17 protein-coding genes are annotated in these 25557 nt (G+C 73.1%); 10 read left to right on the top strand and 7 right to left on the bottom strand.

Annotated elements, in window-relative coordinates; translation table 11 throughout:
- Nucleotides 1-57: 57 nt before the first annotated feature.
- The 4 genes from LY05_RS06540 to glyA form a co-directional block, all read right to left on the bottom strand.
- Nucleotides 58-1812: an acetolactate synthase 3 large subunit gene (locus tag LY05_RS06540; protein WP_072745962.1), complete on the bottom strand. Its 1755-nt coding sequence runs from the start codon at nucleotides 1810-1812 to the stop codon at nucleotides 58-60.
- 385 nt (nucleotides 1813-2197) lie between these two features.
- Nucleotides 2198-3373 carry a bifunctional diaminohydroxyphosphoribosylaminopyrimidine deaminase/5-amino-6-(5-phosphoribosylamino)uracil reductase RibD gene (gene ribD / locus LY05_RS06535; protein ID WP_148922557.1) on the bottom strand — a complete coding sequence of 392 codons (1176 nt, stop codon included), beginning with the start codon at nucleotides 3371-3373 and terminating at the stop codon, nucleotides 2198-2200.
- A gap of 4 nt (nucleotides 3374-3377) precedes the next feature.
- Nucleotides 3378-3842 (bottom strand): transcriptional regulator NrdR, encoded by a 465-nt coding sequence (nrdR, locus tag LY05_RS06530; RefSeq protein WP_072745960.1) that lies wholly within the window; start codon nucleotides 3840-3842, stop codon nucleotides 3378-3380.
- Nucleotides 3843-3980: 138 nt separating this feature from the next.
- Nucleotides 3981-5279 (bottom strand): serine hydroxymethyltransferase, encoded by a 1299-nt coding sequence (glyA, locus tag LY05_RS06525; RefSeq protein ID WP_148922556.1) that lies wholly within the window; start codon nucleotides 5277-5279, stop codon nucleotides 3981-3983.
- A gap of 382 nt (nucleotides 5280-5661) precedes the next feature.
- On the opposite strand from glyA, the gene LY05_RS06520 reads away from it, so the two are divergent.
- The 9 genes from LY05_RS06520 to dnaE all read left to right on the top strand — a co-directional run bounded on the left by LY05_RS06520 (nucleotide 5662) and on the right by dnaE (nucleotide 19940).
- Nucleotides 5662-6450, top strand: coding sequence for an NAD kinase (locus LY05_RS06520; RefSeq protein ID WP_148922625.1), 789 nt, complete (start codon nucleotides 5662-5664; stop codon nucleotides 6448-6450).
- A gap of 103 nt (nucleotides 6451-6553) precedes the next feature.
- Nucleotides 6554-7885: an AI-2E family transporter gene (locus tag LY05_RS06515; RefSeq protein ID WP_211356284.1), complete on the top strand. Its 1332-nt coding sequence runs from the start codon at nucleotides 6554-6556 to the stop codon at nucleotides 7883-7885.
- Entirely contained in the window at nucleotides 7882-8664 is a 783-nt protein-coding gene (locus LY05_RS06510; protein ID WP_148922555.1) for a P-loop NTPase family protein, read from the top strand. The genes LY05_RS06515 and LY05_RS06510 overlap by 4 nt, the downstream gene beginning before the upstream one ends.
- Nucleotides 8665-8793: 129 nt before the next feature.
- Nucleotides 8794-10977 carry an RNA degradosome polyphosphate kinase gene (locus tag LY05_RS06505; protein ID WP_148922554.1) on the top strand — a complete coding sequence of 728 codons (2184 nt, stop codon included), beginning with the start codon at nucleotides 8794-8796 and terminating at the stop codon, nucleotides 10975-10977.
- Nucleotides 10978-11082: 105 nt separating this feature from the next.
- Nucleotides 11083-12582, top strand: coding sequence for a Ppx/GppA family phosphatase (locus LY05_RS06500; protein WP_072745955.1), 1500 nt, complete (start codon nucleotides 11083-11085; stop codon nucleotides 12580-12582).
- 341 nt (nucleotides 12583-12923) lie between these two features.
- Nucleotides 12924-14261, top strand: a complete 1338-nt coding sequence (gene proS / locus LY05_RS06495) for a proline--tRNA ligase (protein ID WP_072745954.1) — start codon at nucleotides 12924-12926, stop codon at nucleotides 14259-14261.
- Nucleotides 14262-14391: 130 nt separating this feature from the next.
- Entirely contained in the window at nucleotides 14392-15720 is a 1329-nt protein-coding gene (locus LY05_RS06490; protein ID WP_148922553.1) for an ABC transporter permease, read from the top strand.
- A complete protein-coding gene (locus LY05_RS06485) occupies nucleotides 15713-16402 on the top strand; it encodes an ABC transporter ATP-binding protein (RefSeq protein WP_148922552.1) in 690 nt (229 codons plus the stop codon). The genes LY05_RS06490 and LY05_RS06485 overlap by 8 nt, the downstream gene beginning before the upstream one ends.
- Nucleotides 16403-16463: 61 nt before the next feature.
- Nucleotides 16464-19940 carry a DNA polymerase III subunit alpha gene (gene dnaE / locus LY05_RS06480; protein ID WP_148922551.1) on the top strand — a complete coding sequence of 1159 codons (3477 nt, stop codon included), beginning with the start codon at nucleotides 16464-16466 and terminating at the stop codon, nucleotides 19938-19940.
- 3 nt (nucleotides 19941-19943) lie between these two features.
- Here the strand turns inward: dnaE and LY05_RS06475 are convergent, their stop codons facing one another.
- The gene (locus LY05_RS06475; RefSeq protein WP_170258863.1) at nucleotides 19944-20420 is read right to left on the bottom strand and encodes a YbjN domain-containing protein; all 477 of its coding nucleotides are present in this window, start codon (nucleotides 20418-20420) and stop codon (nucleotides 19944-19946) included.
- Nucleotides 20421-20667: 247 nt separating this feature from the next.
- Here LY05_RS06475 and LY05_RS06470 point away from each other — a divergent pair, with 247 nt between their 5' ends.
- Nucleotides 20668-21237: a rhodanese-like domain-containing protein gene (locus LY05_RS06470; protein ID WP_148922549.1), complete on the top strand. Its 570-nt coding sequence runs from the start codon at nucleotides 20668-20670 to the stop codon at nucleotides 21235-21237.
- A 244-nt stretch (nucleotides 21238-21481) separates the two neighbouring features.
- Here the strand turns inward: LY05_RS06470 and LY05_RS06465 are convergent, their stop codons facing one another.
- Together LY05_RS06465 and recO are read right to left on the bottom strand one after the other, a co-directional pair.
- Nucleotides 21482-23566 carry an ASKHA domain-containing protein gene (locus tag LY05_RS06465; protein WP_148922548.1) on the bottom strand — a complete coding sequence of 695 codons (2085 nt, stop codon included), beginning with the start codon at nucleotides 23564-23566 and terminating at the stop codon, nucleotides 21482-21484.
- Between the two features lie 710 nt (nucleotides 23567-24276).
- Nucleotides 24277-24987 (bottom strand): DNA repair protein RecO, encoded by a 711-nt coding sequence (gene recO, locus LY05_RS06460; protein WP_072745947.1) that lies wholly within the window; start codon nucleotides 24985-24987, stop codon nucleotides 24277-24279.
- Between the last annotated feature and the right edge of the window lie 570 nt (nucleotides 24988-25557).

Genomic DNA, 25557 nt, shown 5'->3' with positions numbered 1-25557 from the left:
GCGAAAAGGCCCCGGTCGGGGCGCCAAGGCGGGGCGGCGCGCGGCCGCCCCGCGCGGTCAGACGAGCACGGCGCCGCCGGCCTCGATCGCGCCCTCGGTGGCGGCGTCGCCCAGCAGCATCTCGTTATGCGCCTTGCCCGAGGGGATCATGGGGAAGCAGTTCTCGTGCTTCTCGACCACGCAGTCGAAGATGACGGGGCCGGGATGGTCGAGCATCTCGCGGATGGCGTCGTCCAGGTCGGCGGGGTCGTCGCAGCGGATGCCCTTGCAGCCGAAGGCCTCGGCCAGCTTGACGAAGTCGGGCAGGGCCTCGGACCAGCTGGCCGAGTAGCGCTCGCCATGCAGAAGCTGCTGCCACTGGCGCACCATGCCCAGGCGCTCGTTGTTGAGGATGAACTGCTTGACCGGCAGGCGATACTGCACGGCGGTGGACATCTCCTGCATGTTCATCATGAAGCTGGCCTCGCCCGCCACGTTGATGACCAGCGCGTCGGGATGCGCGATCTGCACGCCGACCGAGGCCGGCACGCCGTAGCCCATGGTCCCGAGGCCGCCCGAGGTCATCCAGCGGTTGGGCTCTTCGAAGCCCAGGAACTGGGCGGCCCACATCTGGTGCTGGCCGACCTCGGTGGTGACGTAGCGGTCGCGGTCGGCGGTCAGCGCCTGCAGGCGCTGCAGCGCGTATTGCGGCTTGATGATCTTGTCCGAGTTGCGGTAGCGCAGGCACTGCACCGAGCGCCACTCCTTGATCTGCCGCCACCAGTTGTCCACCCGGTCGGCGCGGGTGCGCGCGCCGCGCTCGCGCCAGAGCGCGATCATGTCGGCCAGCACGTTCTTGACGTCGCCCACGATCGGCACGTCGACGAGGATGTTCTTGTTGATCGACGAGGGGTCGATGTCGATGTGGATCTTCTTCGATCCGGGCGAGAAGGCGTCGGTGCGGCCGGTGATGCGGTCGTCGAAGCGCGCGCCGATGCAGATCATCACGTCGCAGTCATGCATGGCCATGTTGGCCTCGAAGGTGCCGTGCATGCCCAGCATGCCCAGCCAGCCCTTGCCCGAGGCCGGATAGCAGCCCAGCCCCATCAGCGTCGAGGTGACGGGAAAGCCGGTCTCGTCCGCCAGCTCGCGCAGAAGGCGGCTGGCTTCGGGGCCCGAATTCACCACGCCGCCGCCCGAATAGATGATGGGCCGCTGGGCGTTCTCGATCAGCTCGACCGCCTCGCGGATGCGCTCGGGGTCGCCCTTGACGCGCGGCGCGTAGGGCAGGCGCGGGGCCTTGTCCGGCTTGACGTAGGGCGCCATGGCGAACTGCACGTCCTTGGGGATGTCGATCAGCACCGGGCCTGGGCGGCCATGGGTGGCGACGTAGAAGGCCTGATGGATCACGCCGGCCAGGCGCGCGGTGTCCTTGACCAGCCAGTTGTGCTTGGTGCAGGGGCGGGTGATGCCGACGGTGTCGGCCTCCTGAAAGGCGTCGTTGCCGATCAGGAAGGTGGGCACCTGTCCGCTGAGGCAGATGATGGGGATCGAGTCCATCAGCGCGTCGGTCAGTCCGGTGACGGCGTTGGTGGCGCCGGGGCCCGAGGTGACCAGCAGCACGCCGGGCCGCCCGGTCGAGCGCGCATAGCCCTCGGCCGCGTGCGCGGCGCCCTGCTCGTGGCGGACCAGGATGTGGCGGATGTCGTTCTGCTTGAACAGCTCGTCATAGATCGGAAGGACCGCGCCGCCCGGATAGCCGAACACGGTGTCCACGCCCTGATCCTTCAGGGCCTGGACGACGATCTGGGCGCCGGTCATTTCGCGGGACATCGCTCTTCTCCGTATGCTGTCCGTCGATGCGGGCCGGTCGGCCGGTCCGCGCGGTGGCTGCGTGTGGAGCCCGCCGCCGCGTCGCGCGGCCAGGCGGGCGTTCGGGGCCGGGCGGGCCATGGGGCGGCTCGGCGCGGGACACAAAAAAACCCCCGGCGGGGGGCATGCGCGCGACGGGGCCGGACGGGGTCACGTCCGACGGTCAGCGCGCCAGCGTCCAAGTACGAGACGATCCATGATCCGATCCTTTCCGATGCGCCGATCGTTACCACAGCGCGCGGCGGGGTCAAGAGCGCCGGATGCGATTTTGCGCCCTCGCGCGGAATTTTCGTGCGGCAAGGCGTCGCCCTGCGCAACAAAATCCATCGCGGCGCCCGGCGGCGGGTCATTCGCCGTCGCCGCCGGCCGAGTCGCGCCGGCGCCAGCGCGTCAGCACGTCGGCGCCCAGCCGCTCGTGCGAGACAAGCTCGAAGCGCGGCGCGTCGGCCAGCGCGGTCAGCGCCAGGGGCCCCAGCGCCGGGCGCGCATCCGCGCCCAGCGCCGCGCCGGCGTGGAACCAGGCCAGCTCGTCGGCCAGGTCCTGGCGGATCAGCGCCGCGGCCAGCGCGCCGCCGCCCTCGCACAGCACCGAGTTGAAGCCGCGCTCGGCCAGCGCGCCCAGCGCCGCGCGCAGGTCTAGGCGCCCGTCGGCGCCGCGCGCGACGGGCACGGTCTCGACCCCCAGCGCGCGCAGCGCGGCGGCGGTCTCGGGCGCGGCGTCGGGGCCGTGCAGCGCCAGCACGCGGCGCGCGCGCGCCGCCCGCGCAAGGCGCCCGTCCGGCGGCATCCGCAGCCGCCCGTCCAGCGCCACCGCCGCCGGGCTGGCGTCCTCGAGCCCCGGCAGCCGCACGTCCAGCGCCGGATCGTCGGCCAGCAGCGTGCCCGAGCCGATCATCAGCGCATCCGCCTCGGCGCGCATCAGATGCGTGCGCCGGCGCGCCTCGGGGCCGGTGATCCAGCGGCTTTCGCCCGAGGCCAGCGCGATGCGCCCGTCAAGGCTGGCCGCCATCTTCAGCGTCACCAGCGGGCGCCCGGCGCGGTGGCGCATGAGAAAGCCGGCGTTGAGCGCCTCGGCCTCGGCGCGCAGCACGCCCGTCTCGACCGTGATCCCCGCCGCGCCGAGGCGCGCCAGCCCCTTGCCGTTCACGCGCGGGTCGGGATCGCCCGTCGCCGCGACCACCCGCGCCACCCCGGCCGCGATCAGCGCATCGGCGCAGGGCGGGGTGCGGCCGTGATGGGCGCAGGGTTCGAGCGTGACATAGGCCGTTGCGCCGCGCGCGGCCTCGGCGCCGCCCAGCGCCGCCGCCTGGTCCAGCGCCACGCGCTCGGCATGGGGGCGGCCGCCGGGCATGGTCCAGCCGCGCCCGATCACGCGCCCCTCGCGCACCAGCACGCAGCCCACCGCGGGGTTGGGCGCGGCGCGGCCCAGCGCCCGGCGCGCCAGCGACAGCGCCGCGCGCATCCAGCGCCGGTCGGTCTCGGGGTCGGGGGGCGTGGGGGCGGAAGCCGCCGGGGCGGGCATGCGCTCAGTCTTCCGCGGCGGGGGGGCGCAGCTCGGCCACGAAATCCTCGAAATCGTCGGCCTCCTGGAAGTTCTTGTAGACCGAGGCGAAGCGCACATAGGCCACGGTGTCGATGCGCGCCAGCGACTCCATGACGATCTGGCCGATGGCCTCCGAGGGGATGTCGGTCTCGCCCAGGCTTTCGAGCCGGCGCACGATGCCCGAGATCATCTGGTCAACGCGCTCGGGCTCGATCGGGCGCTTTTGCAGCGCGATGCGGATCGAGCGGGCCAGCTTGTCGCGGTCGAAATCCTCGCGCCGGCCGTTCTTCTTGATCACGGTCAGGTCGCGCAGCTGGACGCGCTCGTAGGTGGTGAAGCGGCCGCCGCAGGCGGGGCAGGAGCGGCGGCGGCGGATGGCGGCGTGGTCCTCGGCCGGACGGCTGTCCTTGACCTGGCTGTCGGTGTTTCCGCAGAAGGGGCAGCGCATTTGTGGTCCTTCATCCTCGATCGGGCGCAGCCACTATAGGCGCCCGGCAAGGTCTTGGGTAGGGCGCGCGCGCAGGCCCGAGATGCGGCCCCGCGCCGCCCGGCCTCCGTAGGGGCGCGGCGGCGCGGGGCCGGGCGTTCAGAGCCCGGGATAGATCGGGAAGGCGCGGCACAGCGCGATCGCCTGATCGCGCACGCGCGCCTCGACCTCGGGGTCGCCCTCGGGGCCGCGGGCGGCGACGCCGTCGATCACCTCGACGATCATGCGGCCGATGGCGCGGAACTCGTCCTCGCCGAAGCCGCGGGTGGTGCCGGCCGGCGTGCCCAGGCGGATGCCCGAGGTGACGGTGGGCTTTTCGGGATCGAAGGGGATGCCGTTCTTGTTGCAGGTGATGTGCGCGCGCCCCAGCGCCTTTTCGGCGTCGGCGCCGGTCACGCCCTTGGGCCGCAGATCGACCAGCATCAGATGCGTGTCGGTGCCGCCGGTGACGATGTCGAGCCCGCCCTTCATCAGCTCGTCGGCCAGGGCCTGGGCGTTGCGCACCACCTGCGCGGCGTAGTCGCGGAACTCGGGGCGCAGCGCCTCGCCGAAGGCGACGGCCTTGGCGGCGATCACGTGCATCAGCGGCCCGCCCTGCAGACCGGGGAAGATGGCCGAGTTGAACTTGCGCGCCAGCTCCTCGTCATTGGTCAGGATCATGCCGCCGCGCGGGCCGCGCAGGGTCTTGTGGGTGGTGGTGGTGGCCACATGCGCATGCGGGAAGGGCGAGGGATGCTGCCCGCCGGCGACCAGCCCGGCGAAATGGGCCATGTCCACATGCAGCCAGGCGCCCACCGAATCGGCGATCTGGCGGAAGCGGGCGAAGTCGATGCGCCGCGGCACGGCCGAGCCGCCCGCCACGATCACCTTCGGCTTGTGTTCGCGCGCCAGCGCCTCGACCTGGTCGTAGTCGATCATGCAGTCCTGCGGGCGCACGCCGTAATGGACCGCGTTGAACCACTTGCCCGACTGGTTGGGCCGCGCGCCGTGGGTCAGGTGCCCGCCCGAGGACAGGTCCATGCCCAGGAAGGTGTCGCCGGGCTTCATCAGCGCCATGAACACCGCCTGGTTGGCCTGGCTGCCCGAATGGGGCTGGACGTTGGCGTAGGCGCAGCCGAACAGCTTGCGCGCGCGCTCGATGGCCAGGTTCTCGGCCACGTCCACATGCTGGCAGCCGCCGTAGTAGCGCCGGCCCGGATAGCCCTCGGCGTATTTGTTGGTCAGCACCGAGCCCTGCGCCTCGAGCACCGCGCGCGAGACGATGTTTTCCGACGCGATCAGCTCGATCTCGTCGCGCTGGCGCGTCAGCTCGGCGGCCACGGCGGCGGCCAGTTCGGGGTCGCGCTCGGCCAGGGGCTGGGTGAAGAAACCGGAATCGCGGGCGGTGGCGTCCGTCATGGGCGTGTCTCCTGAACAGTCGGCGAAGCCGCCTTCGGGCGGCGCCGGGTCTGTTTAGCGGCCCCGGGCCGCGTTGTCTCGCGCCGGATGCGGCGCCTGGCGGGTCGGGGGCGAAGCGTCGCGCCGGGGGCGCCGCCGATGAGGGGCGCGCGTTCGCGATCGGCGGCGCCGCGCCGCGATCGGCGTCATCGCGTTCTTGAAGCCTCGGCCCGCGCGGGCCATTCTGCGCCCCGCGCCGGGCGGATCGGCGCCGGCCGCCGCCCGGCGCGCGGCCTGGCGATTCGCGCGCGGCCCGCGCGGGGCGGGGCGGCGGCGCGCGCAAGGAGAGCGGGATGTGAGCGCGAGGGCGGATGAGATGGACGTCGGCGCGGGCGGCGCGCCCATGCCCGAGGGGGGCGCGGCGGCGCGCGGCTTCGAGCGGATCAGCTTCCGCGCCAGCGAGGCGCCCGCCGCCCGTCGCGCCTTCCGCGCCCTGACCGAGCGCTACGGCCAGGCGCCGCTCGAGGAGGCCGACGTCATCGTGGCGCTGGGCGGCGACGGGCTGATGCTGCAGACCCTGCACGAGACCGAGGGGCTGAACCTGCCCGTCTACGGCATGCACCGCGGCACGGTGGGCTTTCTGATGAACGACTACTCGCCCGACGGGCTGATCGCGCGGCTGCGCCGGGCCGAATCGGCGCGCATCAACCCGCTGCGCATGACCGCCGTCGATCTGTCGGGCCGCGCGCATGAGGCGCTGGCCATCAACGAGGTCGCGCTGTTCCGCCAGCGTCATCAGGCCGCCAAGGTGCGCATCCTGATCGACGGGCAGGAGCGCCTGGCCGAGCTTGTCTGCGACGGGGTGATGGTGGCCACGCCCGCGGGCTCGACGGCCTACAACTACTCGGCGCATGGGCCGATCCTGCCCATCCATGCCGACGTGCTGGCGCTGACGCCGGTCTCGGCCTTTCGCCCGCGGCGCTGGCGCGGCGCCATCCTGCCCAAGGCGGCGCAGGTCACGCTCGAGGTCATCGAGCCCGGCCGCCGCCCGGTCTCGGCCACGGCGGACAACGCCGAGGTGCGCGACGTGGCGCGGGTGCATGTGCGCATCGAGCCGGCGGTGACGCACGAGCTGCTGTTCGACCCCGGCCACGGGCTGGAAGAGCGGCTGATCCGCGAGCAGTTCGCCTGAGCCCCGCGCCCCGCTTGCATCGCGCGCGCGGCCAAGGCACGAACGGGGGGCGGCGCGCGCGGGCGCGCCGGGGGGGCCACGGGGCCGTCACGGGAGGCGAGGCATGGCGCTGAGCGCGGCGCAGCAGGCGAAATGGTGGCTGGGCGGGCTGGCGGCGACGGTGGCCGCGGCCTGGGCGCTGTCGGACGTGCTGACGCCGTTCCTGGCCGGGGCGGCGCTGGCCTATTTCCTGGACCCGATCGCCGACCGGCTCGAGGCGCGCGGGCTGAGCCGGGCGCTGGCCACGGCGCTGATCACGCTGTTCATGGCGCTGGCCTTCGTCGCGGCCATGCTGGTGCTGATCCCGGCCATCGCCGACCAGGCGCGAAAGCTGGTCGAGGCCATGCCCGCCTATGCCGAGGCCCTGCGCGCCTGGATCGAGACGAACAGGCCCGAGCTCTTGGCCGAGGGCGGCGTGCTGCAGGAGGGGTTCGACGCCTTTCGCCGCAACCTGAACGAGTGGAGCGTGAGCGCGCTCAAGAGCGTCTGGTCGGGCGGGGTGGCGCTGATCGATTTCGTGATGCTGCTGCTGGTGACGCCCGTGGTCGCCTTCTACCTGCTGCTGGACTGGGACCACATGGTCGCGCGGCTGGACGAATGGGCGCCGCGCGATCATGTCGGCACGCTGCGGCGCCTGGCGCGGGACATGGACCGGGTGCTGGCGGGCTTCGTGCGCGGGCAGCTGACGGTGTGCGCCATTCTCGGGACCTTCTACGCGGTCGGCCTGTCGGCGGCGGGGCTGGATTTCGGGCTGATGATCGGCGTCTTCGCCGGCCTCATCAGCTTCATCCCCTTCGTCGGCTCGATCCTGGGCGGGGCCATGGCGCTGGGGGTCGCGGTGTTCCAGTTCTGGGACGCGCCCGAGATGATCGCCGTGGTTGCGGGGGTGTTCGTCCTGGGGCAGGCGATCGAGGGCAACGTGCTCACGCCCAAGCTGGTGGGCGGCTCGGTGGGGCTGCATCCGGTGGCGCTGATGTTCGCGCTTAGCGCCTTCGGGGCGCTGATGGGCTTCACGGGGCTGCTGATCGCGGTGCCGGCGGCGGCGGCGATCGGCGTGCTGGCGCGCTTCGCGATCGAGCAATACAAGGCCGGGCGGCTTTATCTGGGCCGCGCGGCGCTGGCGCAGGGGGCGCCCGAGCGCGCGCTCGACATCGCCGAGGACGAGCTGCGCGCCGCGGCCGAGCGGCTGGCGCGCGCGGCGGCGCTGGCGGCCATGGCGGGGGCGCAGGCGGGGGCGCAGGCGGGGGCGCAGTCGGGGGCCGGGGGCGGCGGGGCCGAGAGCGGCGCCGGGGCCGGGGGCGGCGCCGAGGGAACGCCCCGCGCCGGCCAGCCCGCGCGCCCGGGCCAGGCGCGCAAGGGCGCGCCCGGCGCCGATGATGCGGAGCCGGAGGCATGAGCGCCCCGCGCCTTGGCCGTCAGCTGGCCCTGGATCTGCCCATGCGCGCCGCGCGCGGGCGCGAGGCGTTCTTCGTCTCGCGCGCCAACGCGGCGGCGGTGGCGATGATCGACGGCTGGCGCGGCTGGCCCGGCGGGCGGCTGGCGCTGATCGGTCCGCAGGGCTCGGGCAAGACGCATCTCGTGCATGTCTGGGCCGAGGACAGCGGCGCCGAGATCCGCCGCGCCGCCGATCTGGCGAACGAGGACCCGGTCGCGCTGGCCGAGGCGGGCGCGGTGGCGGTCGAGGACGCCGACCGCATCGCCCAGGCGCCCGACCCGCGCGCGGCCGAGGCGGCGCTGTTTCACCTGCACAACCGCCTGGCGGCGACGGGCGGCGCCTTGCTGGTGACGGGGCGCGAGGCGCCGGCGCGCTGGGCGCTGCGCACGCCCGACCTGGCCTCGCGGCTGCAGGCGCTGGCGCTGGCGCGGCTTGCGCCGCCGGACGACGCGCTGCTCGAGGCGCTGATCGTCAAGCTGTTCCGCGATCGGCAGGTCGACATCTCGGCCGCCGTGCCGGGCTTTCTGGCCGCGCGGATCGAGCGATCCTTCGCCGCGGCGCAGGCGGCGGTGGCGGCGGTGGACCAGGCGGCGCTGCGGGCGCACCGGCGCATCACCCGCGCCCTTGCGGCCGAGGCGCTGGGCCTGACGCCCGAGCCCCCCTGCGCCGAGACGCCGGAAGAGGCCGCCGAGCCCGCCGCCGCGCCGGAAGAACGGCCGCCGCGGGCAGGCCGCGGCTGAGGCCGGCCGCGTCCGGGCCGGCCGGCGGCGCGCGCCGCCGCCCAGGGATCGGCCCGCCGGCGCTGACGCGCCCGCCGCGCCATGCTAGAACCCGCCGAGCCCCGCCACGCCTGCGACGGAAGACAGCCCATGCGCGCCGATTTCCTCAACCACCCCTGCGCCCCCGAGCCCGAGCGGATCGTCGCCTTCGATCACGCCTCGCCCGCGCGCTTCTTCAATCGCGAGCTGAGCTGGATCGACTTCAACAGCCGCGTGCTGGAAGAGGCCGAGAACCGCCGCCACCCGTTGCTCGAGCGCGTGCGCTTCCTGTCCATCTCGGGCTCGAATCTGGACGAGTTCTACACCGTGCGCGTCGCGGGCCTGCGCGGCCTGGTGCGCGGCGGGGTCGAGACGCGCTCTCATGACGGGCTGACGCCCAGCGAGCAGCTCGAGCGCATCGACGCCGCCGCGCGCGTGCTGATGGACCGCCAGCAGGCCGTGTGGGACGAGCTGCGCCGCGAGCTGGCGCGCGAGGGCATCCGCGTGCTGGCGCGCGCCGATCTGACCCAGGCCGACATCGACCGCCTCGAGGACCGCTTCATCCGCGAGGTGTTCCCCGTGCTGACGCCGCTGGCCATCGACCCGGCGCATCCCTTCCCCTTCATCCCCAACGAGGGCTTCGCCCTGGCGCTGCAGCTGCGCCGCGTCGAGGACGGCGAGACGCTGGACGCCATCCTGCCCGTGCCCCAGCAGGTGCGCCGCTTCGTGCGCCTCGACGGCGGGCGCTCGGACGTCATCCGCTTCCTGCCGCTCGAGAAGCTGATGCAGCTGTTCCTGGACCGGCTGTTCCCGGGCTACGAGATGGTCGGCCACGCCGCCTTCAAGGTGCTGCGCGACAGCGACCTCGAGGTCGAGGAAGAGGCCGAGGACCTGGTGCGCGAATTCGAGGTCGCGCTCAAGCGGCGCCGGCGCGGCGAGGTGATCCGGCTGAAGATCGCCGCCGGCGCGCCGCGGCGGCTGAAGGAGATGATCGCCGACGAGCTGGGCGTGGCGCGCGAGGAGGTCATCGAGATCCCCGGCATGATCGGCATCAAGGACCTGTCCGAGCTGGTCATCAAGGACCGGCCGGACCTGCTGTTCCCGCCCTATGTGCCGCGCGTGCCCGAGCGGGTGAAGGACCACAACGGCGACATCTTCTCGGCCATCCGCCAGAAGGACATGCTGCTGCACCATCCCTACGAAAGCTTCGGCATCGTCGTCGACTTCCTGCGCCAGGCGGCGCGCGACCCGGACGTGCTGGCGATCAAGCAGACGCTCTACCGCACCTCGAAGGACAGCCCCATCGTCGCCGCCCTGTGCGAGGCGGCCGAGGACGGCAAGTCGGTCACCGCGCTGGTCGAGCTCAAGGCCCGCTTCGACGAGGCCGCCAACATCCGCCAGTCGCGCCAGCTCGAGCGCGCCGGCGCGCAGGTGGTCTACGGCTTCATCGACTGGAAGACCCATGCCAAGGTCTCGATGGTGGTGCGCCGCGAGGGCGAGCGGCTGGTGATCTATACCCATTGGGGCACGGGCAACTACCACCCCATCACGGCCAGCATCTACACCGATCTGAGCCTGTTCACCTGCGACGAGGCCCTGGGCCGCGACGCGGCGCGGCTGTTCAACTACGTCACCGGCTACGCCGAGCCGGTCGGGCTCGAGGATGTGCGCCTGTCGCCCAAGACGCTCAAGCGCCACATCCTGATGGGGCTCGAGCGCGAGATCGCCCATGCGCGCGCCGGCCGTCCCGCGCAGGTCTGGGTCAAGCTCAACTCGGTCATCGAGCCCGAGGTCATCGACGCGCTCTACGCCGCCTCGCAGGCGGGAGTGAAGATCGACATGGTGGTGCGCGGCATCTGCGGCGTCCGGCCGGGCGTGCCGGGGCTGAGCGAGAACATCCGCGTCAAGTCCATCGTCGGCCGCTTTCTGGAGCATTCGCGCATCGTCTGCTTCGGCGCCGGCCACGGCCTGCCCAGCCCGCGCGCCGAGGTGTGGATCAGCTCGGCCGACTGGATGGGGCGCAACCTCAACCGCCGGGTCGAGGCGCTGGTGCGCATCAAGAACCCCACCGTGCACGCCCAGATCCTCGAGCAGGTCATGGCCGCCAACCTGCGCGACGAGGCGCAAAGCTGGGTCCTGCAGCCCGACGGCGCATGGGTGCGCGCGGCCCCGCCGGCGGGCGAGACGCCCTTCAGCTGCCACGAGTTCTTCATGCGCCATCCCTCGCTGTCGGGGCGCGGGCGCGCCGGCGCCGAGGACGCGCCGCGGCTGATCGAGCCCCCCGCCGAGGGCTGAGGGGCGCGCGCGGCGACGCGCCGCTTGACCCGCGCCGCGGCCCATGTCACCCCCAGCCCTGGTTGCGACGAAACAGGACGGGGCCCCGGCCCCGGGAGACAGCGCATGACCCAGTCCTCCCGACGCATCGGCGTCGTCGATGTCGGCTCGAACTCGGTGCGCCTGGTGGTGTTCGACGCCATGACCCGCAGCCCGGCCTACTTCTTCAACGAAAAGGTGCTGTGCGGGCTGGGCGCGGATCTGCACGCGACGGGGCGGCTTTCGGTCGAGGGGCGCGCGCGCGCCATGGCCGCGATCCGGCGCTTCGTCCTGCTGGCGCGGCTGATGGGGGTGCGGGCGCTGGACGGAATCGCCACCGCCGCGGTGCGCGAGGCCGCCGACGGCGCCGCCTTTCGCGACGAGGTCGAGCGCGAGACCGGCCTGCGCCTGCGCATCGCCTCGGGCGAGGACGAGGCGCGGCTGGCCGCGCAGGGCGTGCTGCTGGGCTGGCCGGGCGCCGACGGCGTGGTGGCCGATCTGGGCGGCGCCTCGCTCGAGCTGGCGCGCGTGGGCGAGGGGCGCGTGGGCATGGGCCGCACCTTTCCGCTCGGCCCGCTGCGGCTGGCGGGGGTGCAGGGCGGGGCGGCGGCGCTGGATGCGGTGATCGACCATGCGCTTGCCGATGCGCGCGCGATTCTCGACCCCGCTCCCGAGCGCCTGTTCCTGGTCGGCGGCGCCTGGCGCGCCCTGGCCAAGATCCACATGACGCGCGAACGCTACCCCCTTCAGGTGCTGCACGAATTCGAGCTGCCCGCCGAGGTCATGCTGGCCACCGCCGAGCGCGTGGCCGAGGAAGACCCCAAGGCGCTGGCGCGGCAGATCTCGGCCTCGGCGGCGCGGCTTGCGGTCACGCCGCTGGGCGCGCGGGTGCTGGCGCGGCTGATCCGCGCCGCCGCGCCCCGGCGCGTGGCGGTCTCGGCCTTCGGCCTGCGCGAGGGCGTGCTCTACGAGCATCTCGACCCCGCCCAGCGGGCCGAGGATCCGCTCCTGTCGGCCGCGCGCGACATGGAGCGCCGCCAGGCCCGCTTCCCCGGCTTCGGCGACGAGCTGGACGCCTGGGTGCGGCCGCTGTTTCCCGACGCCTCGCCGGCGATGTCGCGGCTGATCACGGCGGTGTGCCTGCTCAGCGACGTGGCGTGGAACAGCCACCCCGACTATCGCGACCTGGCCTGCCTCGAGACGGTGTATCGGGCCAACATCTCGGGCGTGACCCATGCCGAGCGCGCCTTCATGGGCGCGGCGCTCGGCTATCGCTACAAATCCGCGCGCAGCCGCCGCCAGGCGACCCCGGCGGCCGAGCTGCTGACCGCAGAGCAGCTTGCGCAGGCCAGGGTGCTGGGCCGCGGCGTGCGCCTGGGGGCCATGCTGGCGGCCTCGGCGCCCGGCGTGCTGCCGCGCGTCGCGCTCGAGCGCGCGGACAAGGCGCTGCGTCTGCGGCTGCCCGAGGATCTGGCGGATCTGGCCGGCGAGGTGGTGCGCAAGCGCCTGGCGGCGGTGGCGCAGTCCCTGAAGCTGGCTCCCGAGATCGCGATCGGCGCCGCGCAGGCGCAGCCGGCCGAAGGCTGAGGCCCCGCGCGGCCGGGCGTTCCCTTGCCCGACGCGGCCGCGCGCCGCGGGCCCGGGCGCCGCAAGATCCCGGCCCGAACAGAAAACGGTCCGCTGATCGCGGACCGTTCCCCCCTAGACTTGAGCCAAGATGCGTCTTTGTCGCGCCGGCGGAAGGAAGATCGCGCAGATCTTCCGCCAATGCAAGCCCGTCATGCGCCAGGCGCAAGGCGGCGCGCATCCGCCCCGGGCCCGGCGCGCCATTGCGCGCGCGCCGCGCATCGCCTACACCAAGCCCCGGCCGCGGGCTCGCGCCCCGCGCGCCTCGGCCCAACTTCCGCGCTGCTGGAGAGACGACGCTCATGCGCCTGACCCGTTACTTCCTTCCCGTCCTCAAGGAAACTCCCGCCGACGCGCAGATCGCCTCGCACCGGCTCATGCTGCGCGCGGGCATGATCCAGCAATCGAGCGCCGGCATCTATTCCTGGCTGCCCATGGGCTACAAGGTGCTGCGCCGCATCGAGCAGATCGTGCATGAAGAGCAGCAGCGCGCGGGCCATCTGCCCATGCTCATGCCCACGCTCCAGCCCGCCGAGCTGTGGCGCGAGAGCGGGCGCTACGACGCCTACGGCCCCGAGATGCTGCGCATCCGCGACCGCCACAAGCGCGACCTGCTCTACGGCCCGACCAACGAGGAGATGATCACCGACATCTTCCGCACCCATGTGTCGAGCTACCGCCAGCTGCCGCTGACCCTCTATCACATCCAGTGGAAGTTCCGCGACGAGGTGCGTCCGCGCTTCGGCGTCATGCGCGGGCGCGAGTTCCTGATGAAGGACGGCTACAATTTCGACCTGACCCCCGAGGACGCCATCCACGCCTACAACCGGCACATGGTCAGCTATCTGCGCACCTACGAGCGCATGGGTCTCAAGGCGATTCCCATGCGCGCGGCCTCGGGTCCGATCGGCGGCGACGACACGCATGAATTCCTGGTCCTGGCCGAGACGGGCGAGTCCGAGGTGTTCTACGATTCCGCCGTCGAGGATCTGACGCTGGGCGATCGGGCCATCGACTATGACGACCGCGCGCAGCTGGCCGCGATCCGCGAGGAATGGACCGCCCCCTATGCGCGCACCGACGAGACGCATGACGAGGCGCTCTTCGCCCAGGTGCCCGAAGAGCGGCGCCGCTCGGCCCGGGGCATCGAGGTGGGGCAGATCTTCTACTTCGGCACGAAGTATTCCGAGCCCATGGGCGCGCTGGTGACCAACGAGGCGGGCGAGCGCGTGCCCGTGCACATGGGCTCGCACGGGATCGGCGTCAGCCGCCTTGTCGGCGCGCTGATCGAGGCCCATCACGACGAGCGCGGCATCGTCTGGCCCGAGGGCGTGACCCCCTTCGGCGCGGGCATCGTGAACCTGCGCCAGGGCGACGCGGCCGCCGACGCCGCCTGCGAGGACCTTTACGCGCGCCTGAGCGCGGCCGGGGTGGACCCGCTTTACGACGACCGTTCCGAGCGCGCCGGCGCCAAGTTCGCGACCATGGACCTGATCGGTCTGCCCTGGCGCGTGACGGTGGGGCCGCGCGGGCTGGCCAACGGCGTGGTCGAGCTGACCGAGCGGCGCACCGGGCGCAGCGAGGAGATGACCCCCGACGCGCTGGTCGCGCGCCTGGCGCAGATCTACGCGGCGCGTTGACGGCGGCGGGCGCGATGGGCGGGGCGATGGCAGGGGCGGGCGCCGACCCGGCGGCGGGGGCGCGGGGAGCGCGCCGCGCGGGGCTTCGAGCCCCCCGCGGCGCGGCCGCCCGGATGGGCGGCGGCGCGCCATGAGCGGCCGCGCGCCCGAGGGGGCGACCCGCGCCACGGCGCCCTTCTCGGCGCATGAGTGGCTGATTGCCTGGCGTTTCCTGCGCGCGCGCCGCGCCGAGGGCGGGGTCTCGGCGATCGTGTGGTATGCGCTTGCGGGCATCGCGCTGGCGGTGGGCACGCTGATCGTCGTCATGGCGGTGATGGTCGGCTTTCGCGAGGAGTTCACCAGCCGCGTTCTGGGCGCCGAGGGGCATGTCAGCGTCTATCCGGTGACGCGCTGGGAGAATGGCCGCGCCGAGCGCGCGCTGCGCGACGCCGGCGCGCTGGCCGCGCGCATCGCCCGGATCGAGGGGGTGACCCATGTCGCGCCGGTGGTCGAGGCGCAGCTTCTGGCCTCGCACGGTCAGCGCAACGCGGGGGTGATCGCGCGGGGCATGCGGCTGGAGGATCTGCGCGCGCTGCCCTGGATCGCGCGGCCCGAGGCGGCCGCGGGCGCGCTGGACGACGTGACGGGCAAGGCGGTGGCCATCGGCGAGGGCGTGGCGCGCGAGCTGGGCGTGCGCGTGGGCGACGAGCTGGCGCTGATCCTGCCCAACGGCCTTGCGACGCCCTTCGGGCTGGCGCCCAAGCAGGGGATCTTCCGCGTCGCCTACATCTTCCGCATCGGGCGGGCGGATGTGGACCGCACGCGGCTCTACATGCCGCTCGAGACCGCGCAGGATTTCTTCAACCGCGGCGACGCGGCGGATCTGATCGAGGCGCAGGTGGCGCGCCCGCACGAGCTGGGCTCGCGCAAGGCGCCGGGCGCGCTGGACGCGGCCATTCAGGCGGCGGTGGGGGCCGAGGGGGTGGTGTGGACGTGGAAGGACGCCAACGGCGCCTTCCTGTCGGCCCTGGACATGGAGCGCGCGACGATGTTCATGATCCTGTCGATGGTGGTGCTGATCGCGGCGCTCAACATCGTCTCGGGCCTGGTCATGCTGGTGCGCAACAAGCGGCGCGACATCGGCGTGCTGCGCACCATCGGCCTGTCGCAGGGGGCGGTGATGCGCGTGTTCTTCCTGTGCGGCGCGGGCGTGGGCGTGGCGGGCACGGCGATCGGCGTCGCGCTGGGGGTGCTGTTCGTCATCTACATCGACCCGATCTTCGACCTGGTGAACGGCGCGCTGGGCGGCGGCGTGTGGGATCCGCAGGTGCGGGTGCTGTCGCGTTTCCCGGCCGAGCTGCGCCTGTGGGACGTGAGCCGGGCGGCGGGGCTGGCGCTGACGCTCAGCTTCCTGGTGACGCTGGGCCCGGCGCGGCGCGCGGCGCGGCTCGATCCGGTGGAGGCCCTGCGCGATGAGTGAGGCGCCCGCCCTCAGGCTGACCGGCATCGCGCGCACCTATGCCAGGGGGCTGCCGGGCGAGGTGCGCGTGCTGAGCGGGGTGGATCTGGAGGTCGCCCCCGGCGAGACCGTGGCGCTGACCGCGCCTTCGGGGGCGGGCAAGTCGACGCTGCTGCACATCGCCGGCCTGCTCGACCGGCCCGATTCGGGGCGCGTCGAGATCGGCGGCCGCGACGCCGGCGCGCTGGGCGAGCGGGCGCGCACCGCGCTGCGCCGCGACGCGATCGGCTTCGTCTATCAGTTCCACCACCTGCTGCGCGAGTTCACGGCGCTCGAGAACGTCATGCTGCCGCTTCTGGCCGCGGGCCAGGGGCGCCGGCGCGCGCGCGAGCGCGCGATGGCGCTGCTCGACGCCGTCGGCCTGGCGGGGCGCGCGGCGCACCGGCCGGCGCAGCTTTCGGGCGGCGAGGCGCAGCGCGTGGCCATCTGCCGGGCGCTGGCCAACCGCCCGCGCATCCTTCTGGCCGACGAGCCCACGGGCAATCTCGACCCCGACACGGCCGAGCGCGTCTTCGCCCTGCTGGCCCGCCTTGCGCGCGAAGAGGGGCAGGGCGCGCTGATCGCCACCCACAACATGGAGCTGGCCGCGCGCATGGACCGCGCGCTGCGGCTCGAGCGCGGGCGCCTGGTTCCCGCCTCCTGAGCGGCGGCCCGCCCGGCATCGGCTCTGGCGGCGGCGGCGCGCGGCTTGGTAAGGTGAGGCCATGACCGCGACCGACGCCCCCCGATTCATCCACCTGCGCGTGCACTCGGCCTACTCGCTGATCGAGGGGGCCATCCACGTCAAGGCGCTGCCCAAGCTGTGCGCCGAGCGCAACATGCCCGCCGTGGCCGTGACCGACACGGGCAACCTGTTCGCCGCGCTCGAATTCTCTGAAACCATGGCCAAGGCGGGCATCCAGCCGATCGTCGGCGCGCAGCTGGCCCTGGCCTTCGAGAAGGCCGAGCGCCCGGGCGACCGCGACCCGGACCCGCTGCCCATCGTGCTGCTGGCGCAGAACGAGACGGGCTATCTGAACCTGATGGCGCTGGTCTCGTTCAGCTTTCTCGAATCGGGCGACGCCGCGCCGCATGTCACGCTCGACCAGCTCGCCGAGCGGGCCGAGGGGCTGATCTGCCTGAGCGGCGGCCCGCTCGGCCCGGTCGGCGCGCTGATCCGCCGCGGCCGCCGCGCGCAGGCGCGCGCGCTGCTCGAGCGGCTGGCCGAGATCTTCCCGGACCGCCTCTATGTCGAGCTGCAGCGCCATGGCCCCGGCCCCGAGCAGGGCGGCCCGCTGCGCACCCCCGAGGAAGAGGCCGCCGAGCCCGGCCTGGTCGCCCTGGCCTACGAGCTGCGGCTGCCGCTGGTGGCGACCAACGACGTCTATTTCGACACGCCCGAGATGTTCGAGGCCCACGACGCCTTCATCTGCATCGCCGAGGGCGCCTATGTCACGCAGGAGAACCGCCGCCGCCTGACCCCCGAGCACCACTTCAAGACGCAGGAGCAGATGTGCGCGCGCTTCAACGATCTGCCCGAGGCGGTCGAGAACACCGTCGAGATCGCCCGCCGCTGCGCCTATCGCGCGCGCACGCGCAAGCCCATCCTGCCGCGCTTCGCCGACGACGAGGTGCAGGAGCTGCGCCGCCAGGCCAATGAGGGGCTGCAGGCGCGCCTGGCGGTCGTGCCCCACGCCGCCCCGCCCGAGGAATACCAGAAGCGGCTGGATTTCGAGCTCGACATCATCGAGCGCATGGGCTTTCCGGGCTATTTCCTGATCGTCGCCGACTTCATCAAGTGGGCCAAGGATCACGACATCCCCGTGGGGCCGGGGCGCGGCTCGGGCGCGGGCTCGCTGGTGGCCTGGGCGCTGACCATCACCGATCTCGACCCGCTGCGCTACTCGCTGCTGTTCGAGCGCTTCCTGAACCCCGAGCGCGTGTCGATGCCCGATTTCGACATCGACTTCTGCATGGACCGGCGCGAAGAGGTCATCGCCTACGTCCAGCAGAAATACGGCCGCGACCGCGTGGCGCAGATCATCACCTTCGGCGCGCTTCTGTCCAAGGCGGCGGTGCGCGACGTGGGGCGCGTTCTGCAGATGCCCTACGGCCAGTGCGACCGGCTGTCCAAGATGATCCCGGTCGAGGGGGTCAAGCCGGTCTCGATCAAGCGCGCGCTCGAGCAGGAGCCGCGCCTGCGCGAAGAGGCCGCGCGCGAGCCGGTGGTGGCGCAGATGCTCGACTACGCCGGCAAGCTCGAGGGGCTGCTGCGCAACGCCTCGACCCATGCGGCGGGCGTGGTCATCGGCGATCGGCCGCTGCACGAGCTGGTGCCGCTCTACCGCGATCCGCGCTCGGACATGCCCGCCACCCAGTTCAACATGAAATGGGTCGAGCAGGCGGGGCTGGTCAAGTTCGACTTCCTCGGCCTCAAGACGCTGACCGTGATCCAGGGCGCGGTGAACCTTCTGCGCAAGCGCGGGGTCGAGGTCGACATCTCGCGCATTCCCATCGACGACCCCAAGACCTACGAGCTTTACGCCTCGGCGCAGACGGTGGCGGTGTTCCAGGTCGAAAGCGCCGGCATGCGCGAGGCGCTGCGGCTGATGAAGCCCACCTGCATCGAGGACATCGTGGCGCTGGTGGCGCTCTATCGCCCCGGCCCGATGGAGAACATCCCCAAATATTGCGCCGTCAAGCACGGCAAGGAAAAGCGCGAATCCATCCACCCCCTGATCGACCACATCCTGGAAGAGACCCAGGGCATCATCGTCTATCAGGAGCAGGTGATGCAGATCGCCCAGGTCATGGCCGGCTACAGCCTGGGCGGCGCCGACCTGCTGCGCCGCGCCATGGGCAAGAAGATCAAGGAGGCGATGGACGCCGAGCGCCCCAAGTTCATCGAGGGCGCGCGCAAGAACGGCGTGCCCGAGGCCAAGGCGCGCGAGGTCTTCGACCTGCTCGAGAAATTCGCCAATTACGGCTTCAACAAGTCCCACGCCGCCGCCTACGCGCTGGTCAGCTACCAGACCGCATGGCTCAAGGCCAACCACCCGGTCGAGTTCATGGCCGCGGTGATGAACTGCGACATCCACCTGACCGACAAGCTGGCCGTCTATCTGCGCGAGGTGAAGCGGCTGGGCATCGAGGTGGTCCCGCCCGACGTCAACCGTTCGGAGGTGGGGTTCGCCGTCGAGGATGGGCGCATCCTCTACGGCCTGGCCGCGCTCAAGAACGTGGGCGCCGACGCCATGCGCCTGATCGTCGAGGCGCGCGCCCAGGGCGGCCCCTTCGCCGACCTGTTCGACTTCGCCCGCCGCGTGGACCTGAAGAAGGTCGGCAAGCGCCCGCTCGAGAACCTGGCGCGCGCGGGCGCCTTCGACGCGCTCGAGCGCAACCGCCGCCGCGTCTTCGAAAGCCTCGAGCGCCTCGTCGCCTGGTCCGCCGCCGTGGCCGAGGAGCGCGCCTCGAGCCAGTCCTCGCTGTTCGGCGAGGCGGGCGAGGATCTGCCGCCCCCGCCGCTGGCGCGCACCGACGACTGGCTGCCCACCGAGCGCCTGACGCAGGAGCAGGCGGCGGTGGGCTTCTACCTGACGGGCCATCCGCTTGACGACTACCGCGGCGCGCTCGAGCGTCAGCGCGTGATGACCTATGCCGAGCTGGCGCGCAAGGCGACGGGGGCGGGGCTGACGGCGCGCATCGCCGGCACGGTGCTGGGCCGGCAGGAGCGCATGAGCGCCCGCGGCTCGCGCTTTGCCTTCGTGCAGCTCTCGGACCCGACGGGGATGTTCGAGGCGACGGTGTTCTCCGAGGCGCTGGCGCAATACCGCGACATTCTCGAGCCCGGCTCGAACGTGGTGCTGACCGTCGAGGCCCATGCCGAGGGCGAGGACGCGGTCAAGCTGCTGGTGCGCGCGGCGCAGCCCATAGATGCGGCCGTGGCCGGGGGCGCGTCGATGGGGCTGCGGGTGTTCGTCAACGATGCCGAGGCGCTGCCGGCCCTGCGCGCCCGCCTTGAAGAGGCCCGCGCTGCCGCGCCGGCCCGCGGCCGCGCGCGCGGGCCGGTCAACCTGGTGCTTCTGGCGCCGGATCTGCCTTGCGAGGTCGAGCTGGCGCTGCCGGGCGAATACCCCCTGTCGCCGCAGGTCGCCGGGGCGATCAAGGCGGCGCAGGGGGTGGTCGAGGTCGAGGAGTTCTGACCCTCAGCGCCAGCCCAGATGGCGCTTGAAGTCGGCCAGCAGAAGCGACCACAGCGCCAGCGAGTTCTCGAACGTCGCCTGCGAGACGCCGCCATTCTTCATGTTCACGTCCATGCGCAGAAAGGCGTCGCCCTTGTCGGTGGACACGGCGCGGGCGAATCGCTTGCCCAGGTTCCACTCGTTCACCTTGGCCGCGGTGATGGGGCTCTTGTTGCGAAAGCCCGAGCTGAACTGGATCGACTTGCAGTCCTGGCCGTTCGCGCAGCCGTAGAAGAAGACCGTGAACTTCTTGCCCTCGGCGGCGGATTCGATCTTGGGCGCCCCTTTCGAGGTCGCGCCCAGCTCGGCCTTGTAGCCCTCTTTCTGAAGGATCTGGGCGATGCGCCAGGGATTGTCCGCCTCGACATTGGCGGCGCCCGCGCCGCCCAGCGGCGCAAGAGCGACGGCGGCCGCCAGGGCCGCGGCGCGAAGGTGGTTCATGGCTCGCATCCTTTTCGGGCCACGCGGCGCGCCATGCGCATGGCGGTTTCGTTGACGGAGGCATCGAAGCAAGGACGCACAACCCAACGCGGCGCAGCCCCCAATGCGGTCCGTTCATCATGGCCGATTTGGCGGGGGCGCGCAAATCTTGCAGCCGGGCGTGGCGGATTCGTAAAAAACGATATATGAATGTGAAATTGGCAACGATGCGCGCCGCCCGCAGAGCGCGCCAGGGGAAGGAAACGCCATGCGCCACATCGCAAGCTGTCTGATCGCCGCCGCAGCCCTCGTCGCGACGCCCGCCGCCGCAGACGCGCCCGAAAAGCTCGACATCCTCAAGGGCGTGAAGTCGGTGGTGGTCCAGACCGAGGACGGCCCCGTCGAGATCACCCGCGTCATGACCGATTGCGCGCTCAACGCGGGCTGGCTTCAGCCGCTGGTTCCGGTCGAGGGCGCGCATCCGGCCACCGAGATCGAGGTGCTCGAGGCGCTGAACGATCCCGACTGGGTCGTCGTCGACATGCGCACCATCGAATGGCGCGTGAAGGCGACCATTCCCGGCTCGATCCACATTCCCTACACCGAGGTCGCGCAGAGGCTCGACGAGCTGGGCTGCGCGCGCGCGGGCCAGGGATGGGACTGCGCCAAGGCCCGTCACGTCGTTGCCTTCTGCAACGGCCCCGTCTGCCCGCAAAGCCCGACCGCGCTGCGCGCCATGGCGCGCGAGGGCTTTCCGCCCGAGCGCATGCACTACTATCGCGGCGGCATGCAGGACTGGCTGGCGCTGGGCCTGACCACGGTCGAAGGCGCCTTCTGAGCGCGCGCCGCGCCGCGCCGCCGTGCCTGCGCCGCGCCCGTCGCGGCGGCGCATGCCTGGCGCGGGAGTGCAGGCTGCGCCTGATCGCGCAAGCGCCGCCCCTTGTCGGCGCCCTGCGCTGCGCGGCCCTGCGCCGCCCCTTGTCTCTGAACTGCACCTGACCGCGCTCGAAGGCGGCTTTCTGACGCGACGCGCGGCGCAGCCCTGCCTACGCCGCGCCGGGCGCTTGCGCGGGCCCGCGACGTCAGCCGCGCGGGCGCCGGCGCCGGCGGCGGCCGCCCTCGCTGCCGCCTTCGCCATCGGCGCCGGCGCCGAAGCGCGGATTGGGCAGCGTGACCGCCTTGGCCAGCTCGGGATAGGGCGCGGCCTTGTTGGGAATGGCGATCGCGTTGACGAAATGCTCCTGAAAGCGGGGCTCGACGGCGGTCTCGACTTTCTCGATCCGGCGCACCACGGTCTCGATCTCGCGCCGCGCGGCGGCGTTGAGCAGCGCGATGCGCGCGCCCGTGCCCGCCGCGTTGCCCGCCGAGGTGATCTTCTCGACCGGGCAGTCGGGCGTCATGCCCAGCACCAGCGCGTGCAGCGGCGAGATATGGGCGCCGAAGGCCCCCGCCAGCACCACGCGATCCACCTTCTCGACGCCCATCTTGTCCATCAGCAGCTGCGCGCCGGCGGTCAGCGCCGCCTTGGCCAGCTGGATGGCGCGCACATCGGCCTGGGTGACCAGGATGCGCGGCCCGCCCTCGGCCGAGGCGTCGTGCAGGACATAGGCATGGGTGCGCCCGTCGGGCACGCAGCGCGCGCTGCCCGTCGCCTCGGCCGAGCCGATGGCCCCGTCCTCGTCGATGATGCCGGCCATGCGCATCTCGGCCACCGCCTCGATGATGCCCGAGCCGCAGATCCCCGTGACCGACCGCCCGTCGAAGTCCGGCGCGTCGGACCACAGATCCGAGCCGATGACGCGAAAGCGCGGCTCCTTGGTCTGCGGGTCGATGCGCACGCGCTCGATCGCGCCCGGGGCGGCGCGCTGGCCGGCCGAGATCTGCGCGCCCTCGAAGGCCGGCCCCGTGGGCGACGAGCACGCCAGCAGCCGGCGCCGGTCGCCCAGGATGATCTCGGCGTTGGTGCCCACATCGACGATCAGCACCAGGTCGTCGGACTGGTGCGGCGCCTCGGACAGCACCACCGCCGCCGCATCCGCGCCCACATGCCCGGCGATGCAGGGCAGGATGTAAAGGCGCGCGTCGGGGTGCATCTCGAGGTCGATCTCGGCGGCCCAGAGCTCCATGGAATCCGAGGTGGCCAGGGCGAAGGGCGCCCAGCCCAGCTCGCGCGGGTCGATGCCCAGCAGCAGATGGTGCATCACCGGATTGCCGACGATCACCCCCTCGAGCACCGCGCCGCGGTCGGCGCGCGCCTCGGCGCAGAGCTGGCCGATCAGGGCGTTGAGGGCCTCGCGCACGGCGCGGGTCATCTCGGCCGCGCCGCCGGGGTTCATCATGGCGTAGGAGACGCGCGACATCAGATCCTCGCCGAAGCGGATCTGCGGGTTCATGAGCCCCGACGAGGCCAGCACCTGGCCGCTGGCCAGATCGACCATGTGCCCGGCGATGGTGGTCGAGCCGACGTCGAAGGCCACGCCCAGGATCGGCCCCTCGTGATAGCCGGGCCAGACCTGCATGATGCGCGCGCCGCCGGTCTGCGCGCCCTGATGGACGGCGACCGTCACCTTCCACTCGCCCGCCCGCAGCGCCGCCTGCAGCCCCTGCAGGGTGCGCAGATCGCCCTGCGCATGCGCCAGGCCCCACTGTTCGGCCAGCGCGTCGCGCAGGCGCTCCATGTCGCCCTTGGGGTTGTGCATGTCGGGCTCGGGGACCTCGACGTAGTAGAGCCGCGTGGCGGGGTCGAGCACGATCTCGCGCGCTTCGGCGCGCTTGCGCACCACCTGCTTGTGGACCTGGCTTTCGGGCGGCACGTCGATGACCACGTCGCCCATCACCCGCGCCTGGCAGCCCAGGCGTCGCCCAGGCGCAAGGCCGCGCTTGGCGCGGTAGCGCTCCTCGACCTGGTTCCAGGGGCTGAGCGCGTCCTCGCGCACCTCGACGCCCAGCTTGGGGAAGGCGCCGAAGCTGGGCGCGACCTGGCATTTCGAGCAGATGCCGCGCCCGCCGCAGACCGAATCGAGATCGACGCCCAGCTGGCGCGCCGCCGTCAGGATCGGCGTGCCCAGCGCAAAGCGTCCACGTTTGCCCGAGGGCGTGAACACGACCAGCGCGTCCTGGGCGCGAGCCTTGTCCTGCGGGGCGTCGGGATCGGCGGGGGCGGTCATGCGTGATTCCTTCCTGCGTGGGGTCGGGCGCGCGGCGGGCGCGCGAGGGCAGATGTAGCGTCATCGGGGCCCGAGGAACAGGCGCGAAGCGGCGGAACGGGGGCGGAATTCGTCGAGCCTGCGGGCGGCGCGCGCGGTCTGGCCCCGGCGGCGGGGCCGGGGCCGGGCTGCTGGGGCCGGCCTGCCTCCGTCGCGCGCCCCTGGGGCCGGGCGGCGCGCGGCGGCCCCTTGGCTGCGCTTCCCCGCGGCGGCGGGTGAAAGGAAGATGCGCGGCGTTTCGGCCTGGCGGCGCGCCCGCCCGCCCGCCGTCGCGCGAAAAGGGCGGGCGGATGCGGCTGGGCTGCGCCTGTCCCGCGGTGCGGCGCCTGGTCGGGGCCGGGCGCCGCCGGGTGAGAGGGACGCGCGGCGGGGCCGTGGGCGGGCTGCGCCCCTTGGCGCGCCGCTGGGCGAGAGGGATGCGCAGCGGCGGCTTGGCCGGGTTGCGCCGCCTGGCGCGCGGCGGGCCGGCAAGGGCGCGCGGCGCCTCGCCGCTTCGCGGTGGGCGGATGGTTGCGAAGACGATTGCGAATCCGGCCGCCTTCGCATCGGCGCCGAGCCTGTCGCCCATGCCCCGCGGCAAGCGGCGCGGCCCACGGGCCATGCGCCCGCCGGGGGGCTCGTCAGGCCCCCGGCGCCGCGGCGCCTGCGGCGGGCCGTGCGGCGCCTGCGCCTCAGCCGGCGGCGAAGATCTGCGCAAGGCGCGCGCGCGCCGGCGGCAGGCCCTTGTGGCCGAAGGCCGCGGCGGCGTGCGCGCCCAGGAAATGCCCCGTCACCCGCAGCCCCTCGGCCGCGTCGCCTCCGGGCAGGCCCAGAAAGAAGGGCGGCAGCGGCAGCAGCCGATCGGCCCAGGGCGCGCCGGCCGCGCGCGTGACCGCTCGTCCCGTGCGCGGCGAGATCCAGGCCAGATCCTCGCGCGCGCCGGTCAGCGCGCAGCGCTCGAGGTCGAGGCCGAATCCCAGCTCGGCCAGCAGCGCCAGCTCCCACGCCGCGTAGCGGCGCGGCCAGTCGGGATCGGCGCCCAGCGCGTCGGCCATCTCGATCGTGCGGGCGTAAAGGGCCGGGTGCGGCTCGCGCTCGGGCAGCCAGCGCAGCAGCGCCGCCGCCGCCTGCATCGCCGCAAGGGCGCGCCCGTCCGACATGATCGCCGCCGCGCGCGAGCGGATGAGCTCGGCGCGATAGGTTCCCGTATGGCTTTCGAGCCGCGCCCGCCAGACCAGGTCCAGCTGCGCGCCGGGCTGCAGCAGCGGCGCCATGCGCCGCGAGCCGCCCCCGGGCGCGACGCCCGCATGGCGGCCATGGGCGGCGGTGAACGCCTCGAGCAGCGCGCCCCCCTCGCCAAGGCGGCGCACCGTCAACAGCATGCCTTCGTCCCGCCACTCCATGGAGCAGGGTTAGCGCGCCCGGGCGCGCGGCGAAAGGGCCGGCGCGGGGCGGCGCGCGCGACAGGCGGCGCGGGCGCTCGCGCCCGGGCAGGCGCAAGGCGGCGATCGGGCAAGAGCGGCGCGCCGCCCCCGGCAAGGGGCGCCGGCGCGCCCTCGGGACAAGGCGCGCGGCGCAAGGGGCGGCGCGGGCGAGGGCGCCGGCGCCTGCGGGCCCGCCGGGGATGGCCGGGGACGGTCGGGAAAGCGCCTGCATTCGGGGCCCGCGCCGTCTCGGCGGCGTGGCGGCCCGCCTTGCGGATCGGCGAGATGCGGCCGACGCCCCGGCCAGCCTTGCGGGTACGCGAGATGCGGCAAACGCCCCGGCCCGCCCTGCGGGTTGGCGAGGCGCCGCCGACGCCTCCGGCCCGCCTTTGCGGGCTGGCGAGATGCGGCAGGCGTCCCGGCCCGCCCAGCGGGTTGGCGAGATGCCGCCGACGCCCCGGCCAGCCTTGCGGGTCCGCCTGATCCGGGCGGGCCGCGGCCCGTCTTGCGGGCTCGCCGGGCCCGGGCGGCGACGGCCCCTTGCGCGGC

The sequence above is a fragment of the Oceanicella actignis genome (assembly GCF_008124525.1).
GTDB lineage: Bacteria > Pseudomonadota > Alphaproteobacteria > Rhodobacterales > Rhodobacteraceae > Oceanicella > Oceanicella actignis.
Note: the sequence above shows the minus strand (reverse complement) of the source record. Positions and strands in the feature narration are given on the sequence as shown.